The organism is Streptomyces sp. NPDC050211 (assembly GCF_040656035.1).
Lineage (GTDB): Bacteria > Actinomycetota > Actinomycetes > Streptomycetales > Streptomycetaceae > Streptomyces.
The window spans coordinates 40,283-61,016 of record NZ_JBFALC010000002.1 but is presented as its reverse complement, the minus strand read 5'-3'; the positions used below and the strand labels follow the sequence as shown (position 1 = coordinate 61,016).

General features: G+C 70.0%; 16 protein-coding genes, 1 tRNA gene and 1 pseudogene. 2 read left to right on the top strand and 16 right to left on the bottom strand.

Annotation, left to right across the window (positions count from 1 at the left end; translation table 11 throughout):
- Window positions 1-44 precede the first annotated feature (44 nt).
- From AB0I98_RS02125 to AB0I98_RS02110, 4 genes are all read right to left on the bottom strand, one after another.
- A complete protein-coding gene (locus tag AB0I98_RS02125) occupies window positions 45-1,844 on the bottom strand; it encodes a DEAD/DEAH box helicase (protein ID WP_362933906.1) in 1,800 nt (599 codons plus the stop codon).
- A gap of 133 nt (window positions 1,845-1,977) precedes the next feature.
- Window positions 1,978-2,346, bottom strand: coding sequence for a Fic family protein (locus tag AB0I98_RS02120; RefSeq protein ID WP_362933903.1), 369 nt, complete (start codon window positions 2,344-2,346; stop codon window positions 1,978-1,980).
- Entirely contained in the window at window positions 2,346-2,543 is a 198-nt protein-coding gene (locus AB0I98_RS02115) for a hypothetical protein (RefSeq protein ID WP_301981431.1), read from the bottom strand. Before AB0I98_RS02115 ends, AB0I98_RS02120 begins: the two co-directional genes overlap by 1 nt.
- Before the next feature lie 42 nt (window positions 2,544-2,585).
- Complete coding sequence (locus tag AB0I98_RS02110; protein WP_362933900.1) at window positions 2,586-4,097, bottom strand: MFS transporter; 1,512 nt, start codon at window positions 4,095-4,097, stop codon at window positions 2,586-2,588.
- Between the two features lie 186 nt (window positions 4,098-4,283).
- Between AB0I98_RS02110 and AB0I98_RS02105 the strand changes: the two genes are divergently transcribed.
- Window positions 4,284-4,358 (top strand) — tRNA-Cys (locus tag AB0I98_RS02105).
- A gap of 30 nt (window positions 4,359-4,388) precedes the next feature.
- Here the strand turns inward: AB0I98_RS02105 and AB0I98_RS02100 are convergent.
- The 10 genes and pseudogenes from AB0I98_RS02100 to AB0I98_RS02055 all read right to left on the bottom strand — a co-directional run.
- Window positions 4,389-5,018, bottom strand: a pseudogene (locus AB0I98_RS02100) (SUKH-4 family immunity protein); the annotation flags it as partial.
- A gap of 494 nt (window positions 5,019-5,512) precedes the next feature.
- On the bottom strand, window positions 5,513-7,822 hold the full coding sequence (locus tag AB0I98_RS02095) for a molybdopterin cofactor-binding domain-containing protein (RefSeq protein ID WP_328440350.1): 2,310 nt from the start codon (window positions 7,820-7,822) through the stop codon (window positions 5,513-5,515).
- Window positions 7,819-9,711 (bottom strand): 2Fe-2S iron-sulfur cluster-binding protein, encoded by a 1,893-nt coding sequence (locus AB0I98_RS02090; RefSeq protein ID WP_362933897.1) that lies wholly within the window; start codon window positions 9,709-9,711, stop codon window positions 7,819-7,821. Before AB0I98_RS02090 ends, AB0I98_RS02095 begins: the two co-directional genes overlap by 4 nt.
- The gene (locus AB0I98_RS02085) at window positions 9,708-10,601 is read right to left on the bottom strand and encodes an FAD binding domain-containing protein (RefSeq protein WP_210580014.1); all 894 of its coding nucleotides are present in this window, start codon (window positions 10,599-10,601) and stop codon (window positions 9,708-9,710) included. Before AB0I98_RS02085 ends, AB0I98_RS02090 begins: the two co-directional genes overlap by 4 nt.
- A 284-nt stretch (window positions 10,602-10,885) precedes the next feature.
- On the bottom strand, window positions 10,886-12,502 hold the full coding sequence (locus AB0I98_RS02080; protein WP_362933894.1) for a beta-N-acetylhexosaminidase: 1,617 nt from the start codon (window positions 12,500-12,502) through the stop codon (window positions 10,886-10,888).
- Window position 12,503: 1 nt separating this feature from the next.
- Window positions 12,504-13,349, bottom strand: a complete 846-nt coding sequence (locus AB0I98_RS02075; RefSeq protein WP_362933891.1) for a carbohydrate ABC transporter permease — start codon at window positions 13,347-13,349, stop codon at window positions 12,504-12,506.
- Complete coding sequence (locus AB0I98_RS02070; protein WP_362933888.1) at window positions 13,346-14,260, bottom strand: sugar ABC transporter permease; 915 nt, start codon at window positions 14,258-14,260, stop codon at window positions 13,346-13,348. The genes AB0I98_RS02075 and AB0I98_RS02070 overlap by 4 nt, the downstream gene beginning before the upstream one ends.
- Before the next feature lie 56 nt (window positions 14,261-14,316).
- Window positions 14,317-15,612, bottom strand: a complete 1,296-nt coding sequence (locus AB0I98_RS02065) for an extracellular solute-binding protein (protein ID WP_362934819.1) — start codon at window positions 15,610-15,612, stop codon at window positions 14,317-14,319.
- 216 nt (window positions 15,613-15,828) lie between these two features.
- Window positions 15,829-16,119 carry a DUF3039 domain-containing protein gene (locus AB0I98_RS02060; protein WP_362933885.1) on the bottom strand — a complete coding sequence of 97 codons (291 nt, stop codon included), beginning with the start codon at window positions 16,117-16,119 and terminating at the stop codon, window positions 15,829-15,831.
- A 29-nt stretch (window positions 16,120-16,148) separates the two neighbouring features.
- Window positions 16,149-16,721: a YqgE/AlgH family protein gene (locus tag AB0I98_RS02055; RefSeq protein ID WP_301981438.1), complete on the bottom strand. Its 573-nt coding sequence runs from the start codon at window positions 16,719-16,721 to the stop codon at window positions 16,149-16,151.
- 250 nt (window positions 16,722-16,971) lie between these two features.
- On the opposite strand from AB0I98_RS02055, the gene murA reads away from it, so the two are divergent.
- The gene (gene murA, locus AB0I98_RS02050) at window positions 16,972-18,312 is read left to right on the top strand and encodes a UDP-N-acetylglucosamine 1-carboxyvinyltransferase (RefSeq protein ID WP_362933882.1); all 1,341 of its coding nucleotides are present in this window, start codon (window positions 16,972-16,974) and stop codon (window positions 18,310-18,312) included.
- Between the two features lie 135 nt (window positions 18,313-18,447).
- Here murA and AB0I98_RS02045 read toward each other — a convergent pair whose 3' ends face one another.
- Both AB0I98_RS02045 and AB0I98_RS02040 read right to left on the bottom strand, forming a co-directional pair.
- Window positions 18,448-18,729, bottom strand: a complete 282-nt coding sequence (locus AB0I98_RS02045; protein WP_054220032.1) for an HU family DNA-binding protein — start codon at window positions 18,727-18,729, stop codon at window positions 18,448-18,450.
- Between the two features lie 332 nt (window positions 18,730-19,061).
- The gene (locus AB0I98_RS02040; protein WP_362933879.1) at window positions 19,062-20,480 is read right to left on the bottom strand and encodes an NAD-dependent malic enzyme; all 1,419 of its coding nucleotides are present in this window, start codon (window positions 20,478-20,480) and stop codon (window positions 19,062-19,064) included.
- Window positions 20,481-20,734 lie beyond the last annotated feature (254 nt).

Sequence of the window (20,734 nt, the reverse complement as noted above, 5' to 3'; positions counted from 1 at the left end):
GACAGGTCGGCCCCAGAACACCGGCTCAGGCACAGCGCCCAGCGTCACCGCATCCGGGTGGCCCACTCCTGCACCTTCGCGATCCGCTGCCGCAGCTGACCCGCCGTGGCCTCCGCGCTCGGCGGCCCACCGCACACGCGCCGCAACTCCGTATGGATCACCCCGTGCGGCTTGCCGCTCTGGTGGACGTACGCGCTCACCATGGTGTTGAGCTGCTTGCGCAGCTCCATCATCTCCTTGTGGCTGACCACCGGCCGCCGCTCGGCGGGCAGTTCGAGCAGATCGGCCTCGGAGTCCGGCTTCTTACGGCTGTGCGCGATCTGCCGGGCCTGCCGCTTCTGCAGCAGCATTTGCACCTGGTCGGGCTCCAACAGCCCAGGAATACCGAGGTAGTCCTGCTCCTCTTCGCTGCCGGGGTGGGCCTGCATGCCGAACTCGGCCCCGTCGTACAGGACTCGGTCGAAGACGGCGTCGGACTCCAGCGCCTCGAAGGGCAGTTGGTCCTGTTCGCCGGTGTCCTCGTCCTGCTGCTGCTCGGCCTCCTGGAGCAGCTTCTCCTCCTCGGCGTACGGGTCCTCCTCGCCCTCCTTCTTGGGCTTGTCGAGGGCGTGGTCGCGCTCGACCTCCATCTCGTTGGCGAAGGTGAGGAGATCGGGGATGGTGGGGAGGAAGACCGAGGCCGTCTCGCCGCGCCGCCGGGACCGTACGAAACGGCCGACGGCCTGCGCGAAGAACAGCGGCGTGGAGATGGTCGTGGCGTACACCCCGACCGCGAGCCGCGGCACGTCGACGCCTTCCGACACCATCCGGACCGCGACCATCCACCGGTCGTTGCTGCCGCTGAACTCGTCGATCCGGCCGGACGCGCCGGCGTCGTCGGACAGGACGAGCGTCGCCTTCGTGCCCGTGATCTCGCGGATGAGCTTGGCGTACGCACGCGCCGAGTCCTGGTCGGACGCGATGACGAGCGCGCCCGCGTCCGGGATGGCCTTGCGGACCTCGGTCAGCCGCTGGTCGGCGGCGCGCAGCACGCTCGGCATCCACTCGCCGCGCGGATCGAGGGCGGTGCGCCAGGCCTGGCTGACCGCGTCCTTGGTCATCGGCTCGCCGAGCCGGGCGGCGACCTCGTCACCGGCCTTCGTGCGCCATCGCATGTTGCCGCTGTAGGAGAGGAAGATGACGGGCCGGACGACGCCGTCGGAGAGGGCGGAGCCGTAGCCGTACGTGTAGTCGGCGGCGGAGCGCCGGATTCCGTCGTTGCCCTCCTCGTAGGCCACGAAGGGGATGGGGTTGGTGTCGGACCGGAACGGCGTACCGGTGAGCGCGAGCCTGCGCGTGGCCGGTTCGAACGCCTCCAGGCACGCCTCGCCCCAGGACTTGGAGTCACCGGCGTGATGGATCTCGTCGAGGATGACGAGGGTCTTGCGCTGCTCGACACGGTTGCGGTGCAGCATGGGGCGCACGCCGACACCGGCGTACGTCACCGCGACGCCCTGATAGTCCTTGCCGAGCGGCCCCGCGCTGTACTCCGGATCGAGCTTGATCCCGATACGCGCCGCGGCCTCCGCCCACTGCTTCTTCAGATGCTCGGTCGGCGCGACGACGGTCACCTGCTGCACGACGTGATGGTGCAGCAGCCAGGACGCCAGCGTCAGCGCGAACGTCGTCTTTCCGGCACCGGGCGTCGCCACGGCCAGAAAGTCACGCGGCTGCTCCTGGATATACCTCTCCATCGCCCCTTGCTGCCAGGCACGCAGCTTGCTGGCCGTACCCCAGGGGGCACGGCCGGGGAACGCGGGTGACAGGTGATGCGACGACGAGGAACTGGCGGCGGTGGTAGTCACGGTCTCCGGTGGGGGTTGGGCGGCTCGGCTGGGTACGACAACCGGGCCACCCTACCGGCGCCGGGTTTCCGCCAACGGACGGACTGTGCCGGGGCTGCCTTGGATGGGACTGAGGTCACAGTGGGCCTTGGGATCAGCGTGCGAAGCGCGGCAACTGAGCCGCGATCTTCGGTACGTCCAATGCCCCCTGACAGACGTCGAGCACTAACGCCTCGGCCTCGTCCACGTCGAAGTCGGCGTCGAGGGGGTGTCCGTTCATATGCAGGAAGACCCAGGTCGCATACCAGGCGATGCGCTTGTTCCCGTCGACGAGGGCGTGATTGCGGGCGAGAGACTCCATCAGGGCCGCGGCCTTCTGCCAGACGTCCGGATACGCGTCCTGCCCGAACACGCTCGATTGGGGACGCGCCAGTGCCGAATCCAGGAGCCCGTAGTCGCGCACCTCATCCGCCCCGAGCCGCTTTGCGAGGTTCAGCAGCTCGGGCAGCGTGAGGTAGTGCATCAGGCGAGCCTCCGGTTCAGCTCGGCGCTGGCCTTCAGCACGTGCTCGGCAGCCTCGTTGAACAGGCGTGAGTGCTCGTTTATGGCCGCGATCACGGCGTCATGCGCGAAGGCCTGCATGCTGCGCCCTTCTGCTGCCGCACGCTCGCGGAGTGCGTCGAGCTCGTCGTCCGTAAACCGCAGGTTCAGTCCAGCCATGCTTCGACGGTACTACGCGGTACCACTCGGTGTCACCGCGCATCATCCATCAGCGACCTCCGCGCGCGGGGCACGTAGCCGCGTTGTCACCCAAGCCCCCACCAACGCCACCCCCGCCATCGGCAGGAACACCGCAGCGAACGCGGCCGGATGGGCCCCCGCCCCGGCCGCCTCCGTCGCCGCGTGCGACACCGTGCCGCCACCCAGCGCCGCGAAGGCCGCGCCGCCCGCCGCGAGGAGGATGACGTTGGAGAGGCCGTCGGATATCTGGAGGGCGGCGGAGTTGGTACCGGCCTCCTCGGGGCCGGAGAGCTTCAGCAGCAGCACACTGGTGGAGGAGATCACCAGCCCCATGCCGAAGCAGCCCACGGCCCAGGCGACGGCAACGGTCCAGGCCGGCACCGACTCGATCAGCACGCTCGGCGCGGCGGCGATCGCGGCCGCCACCAGCACCATCCCGAGCGTCATCAGCCGCTCCCGGTACGGCGCCACCCGCGCCCGCGACTGCACCCACGACCCCAACGCCCACGTCCCCCCACCCGCCGCGAGCGAGAACCCGGCCAGCGTCGGCGACAGCCCCCGCTGGGTGACCAACATCAACGGCACGAACGACTCCGCAGCGATGAAGGAGCCCGCGGCCACCCCACGCAACAACACAACGGACGGCAGCCCACGGGCCGCCCGATACGTACCGCGCGGCAACAACCCCAGGGCAGCCGGCACGAGCAACACGGCACCCACCACACCAGGCACCAGCGACAGCCACCGCAGATCCTGCGCGGCGTACTGCAGCAGCCCCGCACCGAGCGAGATCCCGAGTGCGAGCCGGATACGACGCCGATCGAAGGAGGCCGCCCGGCGCACACGCGCAGGCTTTTCGGACACCGAGCCGCCCACCGCGCCGTCCACCGGCCCCGCCGCCCGCCGCCGTATCTGCGGCAGCGCAAGCGCCAGCGGGAAGACGACGAGCACCGGGATGCCGACGAACACCCAGCGCCAGCCGAGGTGTTCGGTCACCGCGCCCGACGCGAGCGGACCGACGATGGACGGCACGACCCAGCTCGCCGCGAACGCCGCCATGATCGCGGGCTGCAGCCGCCCTGGGTAAGCGCGGCCCACGACGACGTACAGCGCGACGATCACCAGCCCGCCACCGAAGCCCTGCACGGCCCGCCCCAGGATGAACAGCCACATCGCGCCCGCCGTGCCGGACAACAGCAGACCGGCCGCGAAGGAGGCGATGCCTGTCGTCAACGCCCCGAGCGGCCCGCGCCGGTCCGACCACTGACCGGAGAGCACCATGCCGAACAGGCTCGTCGTGAAGTACCCCGAGAACGCGAACGCGTACAGCGGCACCCCGTCCAACTCCCGCGCCGCCACCGGCATCGCCGTCCCGACAGCGGTCGCCTCGAAGGCGATCAGCAGCACGACGGAGACGATCCCGACACTGAGCGCACGATAGGAACGGCTCAGAACGGTCTCGTCGCGCTCGGCGCCCGAGAAGGAGCCGTCGGGATCAGCAACGTCGGTGTCGCTCGGTTCGAGGGCGGTCATGGTCGCCAGCGTAAGGGCCACAACCCACGTTGACCCCTGTCGAGAGAACGGCCCCACCTCAGCCCTTGGTCGTACGACCGCCCCCACGCCCCCGTTTCATGAACGCGGTATGGCAGTCCCGTTGCACCACCCCCGTTTCCCTTGAGCCCCTCCCCCACAGCGCCCTACGGTCGACACATGAAGCAAGGCCGTGTGCCCGAGTGGTTGAGGGGCTCGCCTGCAAAGCGAGTTACGTGGGTTCGAATCCCGCCACGGCCTCCAGGAAGGTCCCGCTCAGATCCCGTCTCGGTTCTCTTCGCGCCGCAGCAGCCACAGGGTGAACGCCAGTGTGGAGAGGTCCGTGTTGAGTGGGTGGGGCAGGGCGTCCCGTTCGCTCCAGTACAGGACCGTCCCTGTCACGCCGTCGATCACGAGGCTGGTGTCGTCCGCGATGTGGCCGAGGCGTATCAGGTGGTCCGCCCCGGGCGGGAGTACGAAGTCGCCGTCACGCTCGTCCGTCGCGTACTCGGCGAGGGTTCGTGGGGGGACGTCCGTGTCCAGGGTGAATCGGGTGGCCTCTTCGGGCAGGCCCACGTCGCGTAGGAAGCGGCGGGTGGGTTCGTGGGTGATGGTTGCGGGGAAGTCGACGTCCTCGAAGTGGACGATCGCTGCGGTGCCGAACTCCTCGTCCAGTAGCCGTGGCGGCAGGTCGAGGGCCAGGCCGCTGCCGGGTTCGGCGATCCAGGCGAGGGGGCGGATCAGGGCGCCCATGCTGCGGAACGCCGGCATGGCAGAGCCTGTCCCCTCCTCCCAGACGGCCAGCAGCCGGCGGGAGGCCTCCGCCACCGCGCCCGGCCCGAAGCGTCCCGCGTAGGCCGCGAACTCGTGGCGCAGTCGCGCCAGTTCGTCGGCCGCCGACGCGAACCGCACCAGCGTGCGCAGCCGACCCTCCTGGCGCAGCTCGGCGAGCGACAGCAGTTCGTTGCCGACCAGCTGCCGGAGGCACGGCTCAGGCTGCGCGTCACCCCAGTCCCCATGGCCCGGCGGTGCATCCACCCCGAACGGATCCGGCTCGTCCTCGGTCAGGCCGGTCACCGCGATACAAGTCACGCTGGTCGTGCTCATGGAATCCCCCGTGCATGAAAGGTCGTTCAGTCCCCGAGTGGGGCGCGGCACCGTGCGGCAGCCGTCGTACGCGCGCGGTCACAGCCCGCCGTCCCCACATCCAGAACACTACGCCGCACCACTGACAACGGCCCGCAGCCCGGCAACGCCAAGGCTGTTGCGTCGCACACAGCCGCATACAGCCGGTCAGGAGAAGTAGATACCGCCCAGCACGACCACCACTGCCGCGAACACGAACACCAGCGCCCACACCAGCAATTTCCCTACGCTGGGCGGCGGTTCGTATCGCGGCGGACCGGGGTCGGGGGCCGTCACTGGCCGGTCACGACCGCGGCCTGCGGGCGGATCGGGAGGCGGTTGACGGGGCGGCCCGTCGCGGCGCGGACGGCGGAGGCGATGGCCGCCGGGGACGTCACCACCGGTACCGCGCTGGCGGCCTTCGCGCCGAAGGGGGCGACCACGTCGCGCTCCTCGACCAGTTTCACGATGCGGATGTCCGGCGCGTCCAAGGCCGTGGGCAAGGCGTAGCCCGTGAGGTCGGGATGGCGGATCAGGCCGCGTGCCGTGCGCAGGTTCTCCGTCAGAGCGATGCCCACGCCCTGTGTGACGCCCGCTTCGATTCGTGCCGTCAGCTGGGCGGGGTTCAGGACGCGCCCCACGTCCTGGGCTACGGCCAGTTCGACGACCCGTACCGAGCCGAGTTCGATGTCGACGTCCACGACCGCGCGGATCGCGCAGAAGGCGAGGCCCACGAAGGCGTCGCCCTGCCCGGCTTCGTTCAGGGGTTCCGTCGGGTGCGGGCGGCACTGGGCGGTGGCCCACAGTTCCTTGCCGTCCATCGCCTCGGTGACGGTGGTCGACAGGACTCCGTCGTACGACGTGATCTTGCCGTCGGTGATCTGCAGCAGCTCCGTGGACATGCCGAACTTGTGCGCCAGGGGCTGGAGAAGCTGCGTGCGGACCATCTTCGCCGCGCGCTCCACCGCGCCGCCGGACACCCAGGTGTGGCGGCCCCGGCAGCCCGCGCCCGCCGGTGGCTGGTCGGTGTCGACGGGGGCGACGTGCACCTCGTCGATGCCGAGCGTCTCCTGGACGATCTGCCGGGCGAGGGTGGTGAAGCCCTGGCCGGTCTCGACGGCCGCGCACAGGACGGTGGCGATTCCGTCATGGACCTTGACGGTCGCCGTGGAGACCTCGTCCGCGCCCTCCGCGCCGAGCATGTGGACCATGCCGAGGCCGTAGCCGACTCCCCGGCGCACCGCGCCCGGTTCGCCCGCGCCTTCGGGGCCGCCGGGCAGCAGCCAGTCCTCCTCGGGCGTGTCCTTGGGGAGCGCCGGAAGGGGGAAGTCCCGTACGGCCTGCAACAGCTCCGCCACCGGTGCGGGGCATGTCACCGTCTGGCCGGTCGGCAGGACGTCGCCCGTGGCGAGCGCGTTGCGCAGGCGCAGCTCCGCCGGGTCGACGCCGAGCTTCTTCGCCAGCTTGTCCATTTGGGCTTCGTAGGCAGCGGCGACCTGCATGGCGCCCTCTCCACGTACGTGGCCGGAGGGCGGGTTGTTGGTGCGTACGGCCCAGCCCTCGATGAACGCGTTCGGGACGACGTACGGGCCGCAGGCGAAGGACACCGCGGCGGCCAGCGCCTCCGAGGAGGTGTCCGCGTACGCGCCCGCGTCCAGGAGGATCTGCGCCTCCACCTTGACCAACTTGCCCTCGGCGTCCGCGTGGTGGCGGTACCGCAGCAGGGTCGGGTGGCGGTGGGTGTGGCCCAGGAAGGACTCTTCGCGCGTGGCGGTCAGTTTGACCGGGCAGCCGGTCTTCAACGCCAGCAGGCCGAGCGGGAGTTGGAAGCCCTGGTCCTCGCGGTCGGCGGTGGCACCGGGCACGCCGGTGACGACGACCTTCACGCGGTCGGGCTCCAGGCCGTAGCAGGCGGCGGCCGTGTCGCGGTCGCTGTGCGGGTCCGTGGACGCCAGATACAGCTCGACGCCGCCGTCCGGACGCGGCACCGCGAGACCCGCCTCGGCTCCTATGGGCGCGGGGTCCTGGCGGCCGATGCGGTACTGGCCCTCTACGACGATGTCGCCGGCCGCGTCCGGGTCGCCGTGGCGCAGCGGGATGTGGCGGATGAGGTTGCCGTCGGGGTGCAGCGCCTCGGCCTCGAAGGCCTGTTCCGGGTCGGTCACCGGGTCGAGTACTTCGTACTCGACGGTGACGGCCGCCGCGGCCATCCGCGCGGTGTCGGGGTGGTCGGCGGCGACGGCGGCGATGGGCTCGCCGTGGTGGCGTACGACCTCGGAGGCGAACACCGGGCGGTCGGCGCTGCCCCGGCCGTACCGGGGGGCGCCGGGCACGTCCTCGTGGGTGACGACGGCGCGGACGCCGGGCATCTCGCGCGCGTGGGACGTGTCGATCGACACAATGCGCGCGTGCGGGTGCGGTGAGCGCAGGACGGCCGCCCAGAGCAGGCCCTCGGCCCACAGGTCGGCCGCGTACGGGAACGTGCCCTCGGTCTTGGCGCCCGCGTCGGCGGGGTGCAAGGACACGCCGAGGCCGTGCGGGATCTCCTCGGGGGCGGGGGCTGCCTCCGCGGCCGTGGTCGCGGTGGCGGCTTCGTTGCTCACGCCGGGCCTCCGTCCTGTCCGTACGCCTGGTCGTGCGGCTCGAACGCCGACGGGTTGACGCCGCCGGCTCCCGGGCCCGCCTGGTGCGGGATACGTGCCTCGTTCGCGTCCGTCTCAGCGTCGGCCGCGCGGTGCGCCTCGCGTTCGGCCACGACCTCCTTGACGGCGTCCAGGACGCCGCGGTAGCCGGAGCAGCGGCACAGGTTGCCGCACAGCGCCTGGCGGGCCTCGAGTTCGGTCGGCGCCGGGTTGCCCTCCAGCAGGTCGTGCACGGTCATCGCCATGCCCGGCACGCAGAAGCCGCACTGCACGGCGCCGCACCGGGCGAGCGCCCGCTGCACGTCGGAGGGGTGTCCGTCCTCCGCCAGGCCCTCGACCGTACGGACCTCGCTGCCGGCCGCGGTGACCCCGGGCACCAGGCAGGAGGCGACGAGCCGGCCGTCGACCTGGACGTTGCACGCGCCGCACTCGCCCTGCGAGCAGCCGTCCTTGGCACCGGCGAGGCCGAGCCGTTCGCGCAGGACGTAGAGCAGCGATTCGCCGATCCAGGCGTCGGTGACGGGCCGGTCGACGCCGTTGACGCGCAGGACGTACGAGGCGAGCGGGTGTTCCTCGCCGGGCTGCGGGGGCGCCTCGTCCGGTGCCTCGGCCCCGGCGGACTCCTCACCGGCCTCCGCGTCGGCACGCGACTCCGACTCCGGCTGCGTCCCCCGCTCCGGCTCCCCGGGACGCTCCACGGCCCCCTCAGCGGCCTCTCCGGCCCCCTGGGCACCCTCGGACGCCTCGGCTGCCTCACGGGCCCTCTGAGCGGCCTGTGCGGCGGCTACGGCTCTCTCGTGCGCGGTCGGTGAGTCCGCTACGGCGGTTCCGTCCGCGGGCTGTTGGTCGTAGGCCCCGTCGGATGCGGGCCGGGCGGGTGCCTCGTCGTGCTGCGGGGCGTGCGCCTGCGTGTGCTGCGCGGCGTCCTCCCCGTGAGCGTCCGCGTGCGGCTGGGCGGGCGCCCCCGGGTGCTGCGGCGGGCGGTCCTCCGGGTGCTGCGAGGCATGGGGTTCCGGGTGCCGCTGGGCGCGCGCGTCCGTGTGCTGCCGGGCGCCTGCGTCCGCATGCGGCTGTGCGGCGCGCTCTCCGTGCTCCTCCGCATGCGGCTGTCCCGCGCGTTCTCCGTGCCCCTCCGCGTGCGGCCGAGCGGGAGCACCCCCGTGCTGCTGCGCCGGAGACCCCGGGTGTGGCCTCGTGTACGCCTGCGCGGACACCTCGCCGTGCGTCTGGCCGTGCGTCTGGCCGGGTGCGTCCACCGCGGCGTCGGCGGGAGGCGCGGTGTTCGCCGCGTCCCGCGCCCACGGCTGCCCGGCGGCCTCCGTCGCCCAGGGAGCGGCCGCGCCGCCGGGGAGCGTGGCCGGCGGTGTGCCGCCCCACTGCTCGACCAGGGACGACGTGGTGAACTCGCCCGATTCGTCCGGAAGCTCGCCTCCGGCGACGGGGATCGACCACTGCCCGGTCACATCGTGGCCCGGCGCCTCTGCCGTGTGCTCCGCCGCTCCCGCCGATCCGTCGACGGTCCCGAAGTTCCACTGCCCGGTCGCCCCAGGGTTGTACCTGAACCGGTCGCTCCCGGTGTCCTGGGGCACCGCGTTCGGGTCGGGCCACTGCACCGCCTCGGCGGGCGCCGGCCAACCGCCGGTGGCGGCGGGGTCGGCCGCTATCTGCGGCGGCACATAGCCGTGGCCGGGCGCGGCCAGCGGGCTGTCGGCGGAGGCCAGGAGGGCGTCGATGCCCCCTTCGGGGAGTTTCACGAAGGCGGTGGCGCCGTCGTCGTAGTCGCCCTGGGGCAGCGGGTCCCAGCGGCTGCCGCCCTGGGGCGTGCCCTCTCCGTGCTGGTCGTCGGTCACGACAGCGCCCTCCCCAGTGCTCGTCGGGCCAGCGCGGCGACGGTGCGCCGCAAGTGCAGTACGGCGGGCGGAAGCTGTTGTACGGAGCCGTCCTCGGCCGGAACCGGATCGGGGATGCAGGCAGCGGCGACGTACTCCCCGAAGGCGGCCAGCGCTTCGGGGACGATCGCGCGGCTGTTGTCCCAGTCGATCAACCGGGCGACCCACTGCTCGGCGTCCAGGGGCCTGAGCGGCATCGGCGCTATGGCCCCGACGGCGCACCGCACTCCGCGCCGGGCGGGGTCGAGGACCAGCGCGACCGACGCGACCGCGCGGCCGGGGCCGGTGCGGCCGGTGGCCTTGAGGAAGACCTGCGGGGCGTGCAGCAGGGGCACGCGCACGTACCCGATGAGTTCGCCGCCGCGCAGCATCTCCACACCGGCCAGCAGGTGCGACACCGGGATCTCCCGGCGGGCTCCGCCCGGGCCCGCGATGATCAGCGTCGCCTCCAGGGCGGCCAGTACGGGTAGCGCGTCCCCGGTGGGGGCGGCCGTGGCGATGTTGCCGCCCAGGGTGCCCGCGTTGCGGATCTGCGGCGGGCCCGCCGCGCGCGCCGCAGCGGCGAGCGCCGGGATCAGGGCGGCGAAGTCGGGGCGGCCCATGCGCGCATGCGTGAGGCCCGCGCCGAGCAGCGCGTGCCCGTCCAGGTACTGCCAGCCGCGGATCTCGCTGATCTTGCCGAGGCCGACCAGTGCGGCGGGCCTGAGCTGTCCGGAGTTGACGGCGGTCATGAGGTCGGTGCCGCCGGCCACGGGAACGGCGGCGGGCATGGCCGTGAGGGCCGCCACGGCCTCGTCCAGCGTCGTAGGCAGCGTGACGGCCTGCGCCGCCTGCGGTGCGCTCGTGGTCAAACCGGCTGCCCCTTCCCGCTGCCCCACCTGGTCCCACCTGTGTTGCCGTACGGTACGTGCTGACAGGGCGGACGTGGCAACTCTGGCACATCTTCGCAGGGCCCGAACGCGGGGGTCCGCTAGGAGGCATTCGCCCCTCTCACCAGCGAGATGGTCCGTTTTCGCACGACATCAACCGTGCGCGCGAATTGCCACTCTTCGGTGACACTTAGGGGCTTTTCCCATGACCTGTTCCCATGCGTGTTCCCATGCATGGCCCCATGGGCGCTCCCTTGCCTGTTCGGCTACCTGTTCGGCGGCGCCCCCTCGATGGGACGGCCCAGCACACCCGGCCGCCGCTGCCACGGCAACGGCCCTGTAGGCGGCCGGTAGGCGACTCCCAGGGCGTCAAGTCGCCGGTAGTGGACGGCCATCCGCCGCTCGAAATCGGCGAAGTCCCGTTCCGCGGGGGCGGGCAGGCCGACGCTCCAGGCCACCTCGGCGAAGGCCGCGAGCCTGGGGAACGTCTGGTAGTCCACGCGCGCGTGGTCCTCCATCACCTCGGTCCACACGTTGGCCTGCGTCCCGAGGACGTGCCGGGCCTGTTCCGGCGTCAGCTCGGGTGGAACGGGTTCGAACCGGTAGACGTCCTCCAGGGTGCGGACGTAGCCGATGGGGACCGGCTCGTCCGCACCCGCGTCCTGGCGGTGGTCCAAGTACACCTGCTGTTCAGGGCACATGACGACGTCGTGACCGGCCCGGGCGGCGGCGATTCCGCCCGCGTAGCCGCGCCAGGACGACACCGCGGCGCCCGGCGCCAGACCGCCCTCCAGGATCTCGTCCCAGCCGATGAGCCGGCGCCCGCGCGCGGAGAGCCACCGGTCGAAGTGCCCGATGAACCACGACTGCAGTCCGTCCTCGTCCGCGAGCCCGAGTTCCTTGATACGGGCCTGGACGAAGGGCGACTCCCGCCACTGCTCCTTGGCACATTCGTCGCCGCCGATGTGAATGAACTCGGAAGGGAACAGCTCCAGCAGTTCCTCGAACACCCCCTCGTAGAAGCGAAGGGTGTTGTCAGAGGGTGCGAGTACGTTCAGAGAGACGCCCCAGTTGTCCCAGACCGTGAGGGAGGTCGTGTCGATGACGTCGGTGTTGCCGAGTTCCGGGTACGCGGCGATGGCGGCCTGCGAGTGTCCCGGTACGTCGATTTCGGGGACGACGGTGATATGCCGCTCGGCGGCGTACGCGACGATCTCGCGGATGTCGTCCTGGGTGTAGAAGCCCCCGTGCGGCTTCTCCTCCCACAGCGGAGAGGCCCGGTGGCCGAATTTCGTGCGGGCCCGCCAGGAGCCGACCTCCGTCAGCCGGGGGTACTTCCTGATCTCGATGCGCCAGCCCTGGTCGTCCGTCAGATGGAAGTGGAAGACGTTGAGTTTGTGGGCGGCCATCAGATCCAGGTAGCGCAGGACACCGTCCTTGGGCATGAAGTGCCGGGCCACATCGAGCATGAGGCCGCGCCAGCGGAATCGGGGGGAGTCCCGGATCTCCGTCAGGGGCAGCCGCCACGTACGGCCGGGAAGGGGTGCGCGCCGGAAAGCGTCGGGGCCGAGAAGCTGGCGCAGCGTCTGGGCGCCCCAGAAGACGCCGGCGGGCGAGCCGCCCTGGATGTGGACGCCATGGGGGGCGATGACGAGGCGGTAGGCCTCGGCGTCGAGGCCGGGCCGGACGGACAGCTGGAGGACGTCGTACTGGCCCCCCTTCTTGGGCGGCAGCGCGAGCCCGGTCGCCGCGCCGAGCGTCGCGCGCAGCCATCGCGCGGTGCCCTCGGTGCCCGGCCCGGCCTCGATCCCGAAGCCGTCGCCGAGTTCGTAGAAGCGCTCGTTCCGCTCCATGTGTTGAGGTACAGGAACCAGTTCAGTCACGTCAGTCCTTTACCGCTCCGCCCAGCCCCGACACCAGCCGTCGCTGCACGAGCACGAAGAAGATCAGCACCGGAATCGTCATCACCGTGGACGCCGCCATCACACCACCCCAGTCCGGCTCGTCCGGCTTGTAGAAGACCAGCAGGGCCATCGGCAGGGTCGACTGGGAGGTGTCGCTGATGATGAAGGACTTGGCGAACAGGAAGTCGTTCCAGGCCGAGATGAAGGAAAACACGCTGGTGGCCACCAGCCCCGGGAAGACCAGCGGGAAAAGGATCTGCCACAGGAATCGCGCCCGGCTCGCTCCGTCGATGTACGCGGCCTCCTCCAGCGCCTCCGGAACGGCTTTCACGAACCCCCGTAGCATCCAGATCGCGAAGGGCAGCGAGAAGGCGATGTGCGGCAGGATCAGCGAGCCGAGCGTGTTCAGCTGGCCGAAGTCCCGCATGAGGAAGAACAGCGGGATCGTCAGCGCCTCCACGGGCACCATCTGGGCCACCAGAAACATGATCAGCAGGGTGGTCCGGAAACGGAAGCGGAATCGTGTCACCGCGGTCGCGGCGAGAAACGCGATGAGCGCCGAGGCGACCACGACCGTGCAGGCCACCAGCAGGCTGTTGACGAAGTAACGGCCGAATTCCTGCTGTCCGAAGACCCGCCGGAACGAATCCAGCGAGGGCGCCAGCGTCCACGGCCGCGGCTCGGTCGACTCGATCTCTCCGGCCGGTTTGAAGGCGCTGAGCACCATCCAGTAGAGGGGAAACGCGACGACGGCCGCGATCAGCAGCGCCGACACCTCGGCGGCCAGCCGCCAGGGACGCCGTACCAGACCACGTACGAGATTCACAGCTCCTCCCCCTGTCTGCGCAACAACCGCAAGTACACGAGCGTGACCGCCAGCAGGATCAGCAGCATCACCACGCCGATCGCCGAGCCGAGGCTGTACTGCGAGGACGCGAAGGCCTTTTGATACGCGTACACGTTCAGCACGAGGTTCTGGCCCGCGATGCCGCCGCCGTTCGTCATGACGTAGATCTGGGTGAAGACCTTGAAGTCCCAGATCACCGACTGAATGGTGACGACCACGAGGATCGGCCGGAGCATGGGCGCCAGCACCGAGCGCCAGATACGCCACTGCGAGGCCCCGTCCAGAGCGGCCGCCTCCAGCACCTCACCGGGCACCGCCCGAATCCCGGCGTACACCGTCACCATCACGAACGGAAAGGAGCACCACACCACTTCGAGCAGGACGAGGAAGAACGCACTGACGCGTTCATACGTCCATGAGTAGTCCCCCAGCCCCAACACCCGGTTCACCGGCCCGAAGTCCGGATCGAACAGCAACAGCCACACCGTCGACCCCGTGATCGCCGGCGTAGCCCACGCCCCCAACGCCGCCAGCATCAACACCAGCCGCGGCACGGCCCGCACCCGCGTGAGCAACACGGCCAGCGCACAGCCGACAGCAAGAGTCGACACGACGCACGCCGCCGCGAACAGCACGGTCGCCAGCAGCACCTGCCAGAACTGCGAGTCGGAGAACAGCTCCGCGTAGTTCCCGAACCCCTCAAAGGTGGTCGGTTCCCCACCACTGACCTGGGCCTGCGTGTACTGAAAGAACGAGATCAGCCCAAGCTGATAGATGGGATAGACAAGCAGCCCACCGAGTACGACGAGAGCAGGAGCGAGATAGAGCCACGGCGCCTTAGAACTCCGTGCACGAGGACGCCCATAGGGGCGCGGGGAACTGCGCGACAAGCCACGATCAACCCGCACACGCACACGCTCCCCACCCCCCGACCTGGTAGGCGCCGTCACCCCACAGACCCAAACGCCTCGTCCATCTTCTTCGCCGCATCCCCAGCCGCCGCAGCCACACCCTTCTTACCGCTGACGACCTCCTGGAACATCGTCGGCAACACCAGCGCCGAATCGATCTCCGCCCACGCAGGCGACGCGGGAACGAACTTCGTCCCCGCAGCCAGCGTCTGCGCGAACGGCTTCACATACGGCTCCTCCGCCGACACCTGCTGCCGCACATCCGCAAAGGTCGGCAAGAACCCCATCGCATCGAACATCGACGCCTGCGTCTTCTTCGAAGCAAGCTGTTCCATCAGCTCGACGGCCAGCGTCCGATGCGAAGTGGACTTCAGCACACCGATGTTGTTGCCCCCGGCGAACGCCGGCGCGATCGACCCCGCCTCGACACCCGGCAGCGGCACCACCGCGTACTTACCCTTCGCCTTGCCCGCCTCGACGGCCGTGTAGCTGAAGTCGCCGCCGATCGCCATGCCCGCCTTGCCGGCCGCGAACGCGGTGATCGTGTCGTTGCCGCCGAAGCCGGCGCACTTGGCGGCGGGGCAGTTGTCGTCGCCGAAGAGGGAGGTGTAGGCCTTGATGCCCTTCTGGGCGGCCGCGCTGTCGATGGCGGAGGCATACGATCCGCCCTTGCCGGTGGCGAGTTCGCCGCCGTTGGCCCAGATGAACGGCATCGCGCCGTACGTGTAGGCGCCGCCGACGACCAGGCCGTACAGCTCGGGCTTCGCGGCGCGGATCTCACGGGCCGTGGAGGCCAGCTCGGCCATGGTCTTGGGGACTTCCAGGCCCAGCTCGTCGAAGACGTCCGTCCGGTAGTACAGGGCGCGGACGCCGACGTAGAAGGGAGCGCCGTAGACCTTGCCGTCCACCGTGACCGACTGCTTCGCCGTGGGGTCGGTGTCCTTCGCCTCGGTCCAGTCGCCGAACTCCTTCGTGACGTCGAGGAGTCCGCCGTCCTTCACATAACCGGCCGTGTCGGTGTTGCCGTACTCCATGACGTCGGGAGCGGACTTGGGGTCGTTGAAGGCGGCCTTGACGCGCTGGGCGCGGGTTTCGATCGGGATGTACTCGACCTCGACCTTCGCGCCTTCGTGCGCCTTCTCGAAGTCGGTGACGACGGCGTCGACGACCTTCTGCTTCGGCTGGTTGCCGACCTCCTGGAAGAGCCAGACCCGCAGCGTGCCGGTCTTCTCGTCCTTGTCGGAGGAGGAGTTGTCGGACGTCTGGGGTGCGCAGGCCGTGACGACGAGGCCGGCGAGGAGGAGCGCGGGGAGTCTGCGGGAGAGCTTCATGGAGTGATCCTCCGGGGTGCGTTGCAACATACGCAATGATGGTTTCGCTCTGCACAACACAACGGAGGCTAGGGACTGCATGAACACGACCACAAGAGGTCTCAACCACTCTGTGACCAGCAAACGCACCCTGTGCAACGCGCGGACAGCACAAAGGCCCCCAGGGCACGCAAAACGTGCGCTGGGGGCCTTACCTGTCTACGACCGGCCGGAGAGCTACTTGTCGCCCTTGCCCTTGTCGTCGCCGGCGCCCATGGACTCGTAGATCTCCTTGCACATGGGACACACCGGGTACTTCTTCGGGTCGCGGCCCGGTACCCAGACCTTGCCGCACAGCGCCACGACGGGGGTGCCGTCGAGGGCGCTCGCCATGATCTTGTCCTTCTGGACGTAGTGGGCGAAGCGCTCGTGGTCACCGTCGCCATGGGACACCTGCGGCGTCGGCTCTACGAGGGTCCCCGTACCAGTCCCGCGCTGCGGCTGGGTCTCAGGCTCAAGAGTGCTCATAGGCCCAAGGGTACTGAAGCTCACATGTATCAGTTGAGCGAAGGGTCGTCCGGATAGGTGGCGACCATCGCGAGCTCGTTGCGCTGGCGGCGCAGGACCTCGCGCCAGAGTCTTTCCGGGGATGGGGAGGACACGTCGCCGGGTTCCGACTCCACGACATACCAGGCCCCCTCCACCAGCTCGTCCTCCAGCTGGCCGGGGCCCCAGCCGGCGTAACCGGCGAAGATGCGCAGGGAGCCGAGGGCCGAGGCGAGCAGTTCCGGCGGGGCCTCCAGATCCACGAGCCCGATCGCGCCGTGCACCCGGCGCCAGCCCAGCGGCACATACCCGCCCGCGGGCTCGCCCGGGATGACGGCCACGCCGAGCGCCGAGTCCAGAGACACCGGCCCGCCCTGGAAGACGACACCGGGCTCCCCGGCGAGATCCGCCCAGCCCTCCAGGATGTCGCCCACGTCCACCGGGGTGGGGCGGTTGAGGACGACACCGAGCGAGCCCTCCTCGTCGTGGTCGAGAAGGAGCACCACCGCGCGGTCGAAGTTCGGGTCCGCCAGGGCGGGCGTTGCCACGAGCAACCGCCCTGTGAGCGAGGACACCTCGGTCATGCCAGACATGATCCCGCATCTTCCCTTCGCGCGGGGAGGCAATGGGGGTTCGGGAGTGAATGCAGCTCAGGGCTCACCGATGCGTTCCAGGCGCACGACTCGGCCGGTGACCCCATGTGCCCGTGGGTGAACGGTTCGTGTTGTGACAGAGCTATGACGGAGCTGGGTGGTACTTGGGCTTACGGAAGGGGGGTCGGCGGCGATTACTCTGTCTGTCCGGCCCTGCCCAACTCATCGGAACGCGAGATACATGACCGTCAACGACGATGTCCTGCTTGTCCACGGCGGAACCCCGCTGGAGGGCGAGATTCGTGTCCGCGGTGCGAAGAACCTCGTACCGAAGGCCATGGTCGCCGCCCTGCTGGGCAGCGCGCCGAGTCGACTGCGCAACGTTCCGGACATCCGTGACGTGCGTGTCGTACGCGGCCTGCTGCAACTGCACGGGGTGACGGTCCGTCCGGGTGAGGAGCCGGGCGAACTGGTCCTTGACCCGTCGCACGTGGAGAGCGCGAATGTCGCCGACATCGATGCCCACGCGGGTTCTTCGCGCATCCCCATCCTGTTCTGCGGTCCGCTGCTGCACCGCCTCGGGCATGCGTTCATCCCCGGCCTCGGCGGCTGCGACATCGGCGGCCGGCCCATCGACTTCCACTTCGAGGTGCTGCGGCAGTTCGGCGCGAAGATCGAGAAGCGGGCGGACGGGCAGTACCTGGAGGCTCCGCAGCGGCTGCGCGGCACCAAGATCCAGCTGCCGTACCCGTCCGTCGGCGCGACCGAGCAGGTGCTGCTGACGGCGGTGCTCGCGGAGGGCGTCACGGAACTCTCCAACGCCGCCGTGGAACCGGAGATCGAGGACCTGATCTGCGTCCTGCAGAAAATGGGCGCCATCATCGCGATGGACACCGACCGCACCATCCGCATCACCGGTGTGGACAGGCTCGGCGGCTACACCCACGCGGCCCTCCCGGACCGCCTGGAGGCCGCGTCGTGGGCTTCCGCGGCCCTGGCGACCGAAGGCAACATCTACGTCCGCGGCGCCCAGCAGCGCTCGATGATGACGTTCCTCAACACCTACCGGAAGGTGGGCGGCGCCTTCGAGATCGACGACGAGGGCATCCGCTTCTGGCACCCCGGCGGCCAGTTGAAGTCCATCGCGCTCGAAACGGACGTCCACCCGGGCTTCCAGACGGACTGGCAGCAGCCGCTCGTCGTGGCGCTGACACAGGCGACGGGCCTCTCGATCATCCACGAGACGGTCTACGAGTCCCGCCTGGGCTTCACCTCCGCGCTCAACCAGATGGGCGCGCACATCCAGCTCTACCGCGAGTGCCTCGGCGGCTCGAACTGCCGCTTCGGCCAGCGCAACTTCCTCCACTCGGCGGTCGTCAGCGGCCCCACCAAGCTCCAGGGCGCCGACCTGGTCATCCCCGACCTCCGCGGCGGCTTCTCCTACCTCATCGCCGCACTGGCAGCCCAGGGCACATCCCGCGTCCACGGCATCGACCTCATCAACCGCGGCTACGAGAACTTCATGGAGAAGCTGATCGAGCTGGGCGCGAAGGTGGAGCTGCCGGGCAAGGCGCTCGGGTAACCGGCGTTCGCTGCCGGGCAAGGCGGCTCGGGTAGCAGTAGTTCGTACGACGATGGGGCGGCCCCTGGTGGAGGGGCCGCCCCATTGGCGTTACTCAGGTGCCGTACACCGTCCCGTGGTGTACAGGCAAGGTCACTACTGGCCCTTGGCCGCTTCCTTGAGCTTGGAGCCCGCGGAGACCTTCACGCTGTAGCCGGCCGGGATCTGGATGGGGTCGCCGGTCTGCGGGTTGCGCGCGGTGCGAGCGGCACGGTGGGTGCGCTCGAAGGTCAGGAAGCCGGGGATGGTGACCTTCTCGTCGCCCTTGGCGACGATCTCGCCGACGGTCTCGGCGAACGCGGCCAGAACGGCGTCGGCGTCCTTGCGGGTCACCTCGGCGCGGTCGGCCAGCGCGGCCACCAGCTCACTGCGGTTCATGTTGTTACTCCCGTGTTCTTCTTGCCGTATGAGGCGTGCCACGCGGCGGAGCCGCATATCGGGCACTGCGAAGTCGATGCTGCCAGGGCCCTCGGACATTCCCCGGACCCGGGTCCGCCGTCGGACCCTCGCGCCCAGGGAGGCATCCTGCCCCTACCTGCGGCGGGAAAGCCAATCCGGCACCCGTAGGAGTCGTGAGAACACCCTTGGGAGTCACACGAAAAGAGGGCCGAGCCTGGCCGCAACGATAAACGGCGGCCAAAGGCCCTGCGTTCCGCGACGCGCCGGGGCCCGTCGTGGCGATCCTCACAGCAGGCCACGCACCGACGAGCCTACGACGCCGTCGCGCCCGCCGCCTTGGCGGCCTCCCGTACGGCCCCCGCCACCGCGCCCGCGACCTTGTCGTTGAAGACGCTGGGGACGATGTAGTTCGGGTTGAGCTCGTCCTCGGTCACCACGTCCGCCAGGGCCTTCGCCGCCGCGAGCATCATCTCGGTGTTGACCGTGCGGGACTGGGCGTCGAGCAGGCCGCGGAAGACGCCCGGGAAGACCAGCACGTTGTTGATCTGGTTCGGGAAGTCGGAGCGGCCGGTGGCGACAACGGCCGCCGTCTGCCGGGCGATTGCCGGGTCGACCTCGGGGTCGGGGTTCGCGAGCGCGAACACGATGGCGCCGTCGGCCATGGCGGCCACGTCGTCGGCGTCCAGGACGTTCGGGGCGGAGACGCCGATGAAGACGTCGGCGCCGCGCACGGCCTCCTTGAGGGTACCGGTGACGCCCTCGGGGTTGGTGTTGTCGGCGATCCAGCGCAGCGGCGAGTCGGGAGCGGCGGCCACCAGGTCCTCGCGGCCGGCGTGCACGACACCGTGGATGTCGGCGACGACGGCGTGCTTCACGCCCGCGGCGATGAGCAGCTTCAGGATCGCCGTACCGGCCGCGCCGGCGCCCGACATGACGACGCGTACGTTCTCAACTCCCTTGCCGACCACGCGAAGTGCGTTGGTCAGCGCGGCCAGCACCACGATCGCGGTGCCGTGCTGGTCGTCGTGGAAGACGGGGATGTCGAGGGCCTCGCGCAGCCGTGCCTCGATCTCGAAGCAGCGGGGTGCGGAGATGTCCTCGAGGTTGATGCCGGCGAACCCGGGGGCGATCGCCTTGACGATCTCGACGATCGCGTCGGTGTCCTGGGTGTCGAGGCAGAGCGGCCAGGCGTCGATGCCGGCGAAGCGCTTGAACAGGGCCGCCTTGCCCTCCATGACGGGCAGCGCGGCCTTCGGGCCGATGTTGCCGAGGCCCAGCACCGCCGAGCCGTCCGTCACGACCGCAACGGAGTTGCGCTTGATGGTGAGGCGCCGGGCGTCCTCGGGGTTCTCGGCGATCGCCATGCAGACGCGGGCCACACCCGGCGTGTAGATCATCGAGAGGTCGTCACGGTTGCGGATCGGGTGCTTGGACTGCATCTCGATCTTGCCGCCGAGGTGCATCAGGAACGTACGGTCGGAGACCTTGCCGAGCGTGACGCCCTCGATGGTGCGCAGCTGCTCGACGATCTCGTCGGCGTGTGTCGTGGAGGTCGCCGCGATGGTGACGTCGATGCGGAGCTTCTCATGGCCGGAAGCCGTCACGTCGAGGCCGGTCACCGAGCCTCCGTGGGACTCGACGGCCGTGGTGAGCTGGGAGACCGCGGTACCGCTCGCGGGCACCTCCAGCCGGACCGTCATCGAGTAGGAGACGCTGGGCGCCGTTGCCATGGCCGACTTCCTCTGCTTTCACCGTGTGACGCTGGATGCGGTCCGATCGTCGCACCTACTGCCGGGTAGCTGGTAGCCGCCCCGGATTGCGGACTTTGTGTTCACAGCGAAAGAGGCTCACGTCACAGGGTGACGTGAGCCTCTCGCACATTCAGTGACACCGACCCGCCATGCTCGCCTCGCGGCAAGTGGTCGCTCGTAGCGACGAAGGTTGGGCCCGGGGGCTTGGATCGGGCCGGTGCCACACCCAGGCT

What these genes read in the sequence shown, in the direction of transcription:
- AB0I98_RS02120 (WP_362933903.1), bottom strand. Translation starts at nt 2,346, where the DNA reads ATGCACTACCTCACGCTGCCCGAGCTGCTGAACCTCGCAAAGCGGCTC.
- AB0I98_RS02115 (WP_301981431.1), bottom strand. Translation starts at nt 2,543, where the DNA reads ATGGCTGGACTGAACCTGCGGTTTACGGACGACGAGCTCGACGCACTC.
- AB0I98_RS02110 (WP_362933900.1), bottom strand. Translation starts at nt 4,097, where the DNA reads ATGACCGCCCTCGAACCGAGCGACACCGACGTTGCTGATCCCGACGGC.
- AB0I98_RS02065 (WP_362934819.1), bottom strand. Translation starts at nt 15,612, where the DNA reads ATGAAGCTCTCCCGCAGACTCCCCGCGCTCCTCCTCGCCGGCCTCGTC.
- AB0I98_RS02060 (WP_362933885.1), bottom strand. Translation starts at nt 16,119, where the DNA reads ATGAGCACTCTTGAGCCTGAGACCCAGCCGCAGCGCGGGACTGGTACG.
- AB0I98_RS02055 (WP_301981438.1), bottom strand. Translation starts at nt 16,721, where the DNA reads ATGACCGAGGTGTCCTCGCTCACAGGGCGGTTGCTCGTGGCAACGCCC.
- murA (WP_362933882.1), top strand. Translation starts at nt 16,972, where the DNA reads ATGACCGTCAACGACGATGTCCTGCTTGTCCACGGCGGAACCCCGCTG.
- AB0I98_RS02045 (WP_054220032.1), bottom strand. Translation starts at nt 18,729, where the DNA reads ATGAACCGCAGTGAGCTGGTGGCCGCGCTGGCCGACCGCGCCGAGGTG.
- AB0I98_RS02040 (WP_362933879.1), bottom strand. Translation starts at nt 20,480, where the DNA reads ATGGCAACGGCGCCCAGCGTCTCCTACTCGATGACGGTCCGGCTGGAG.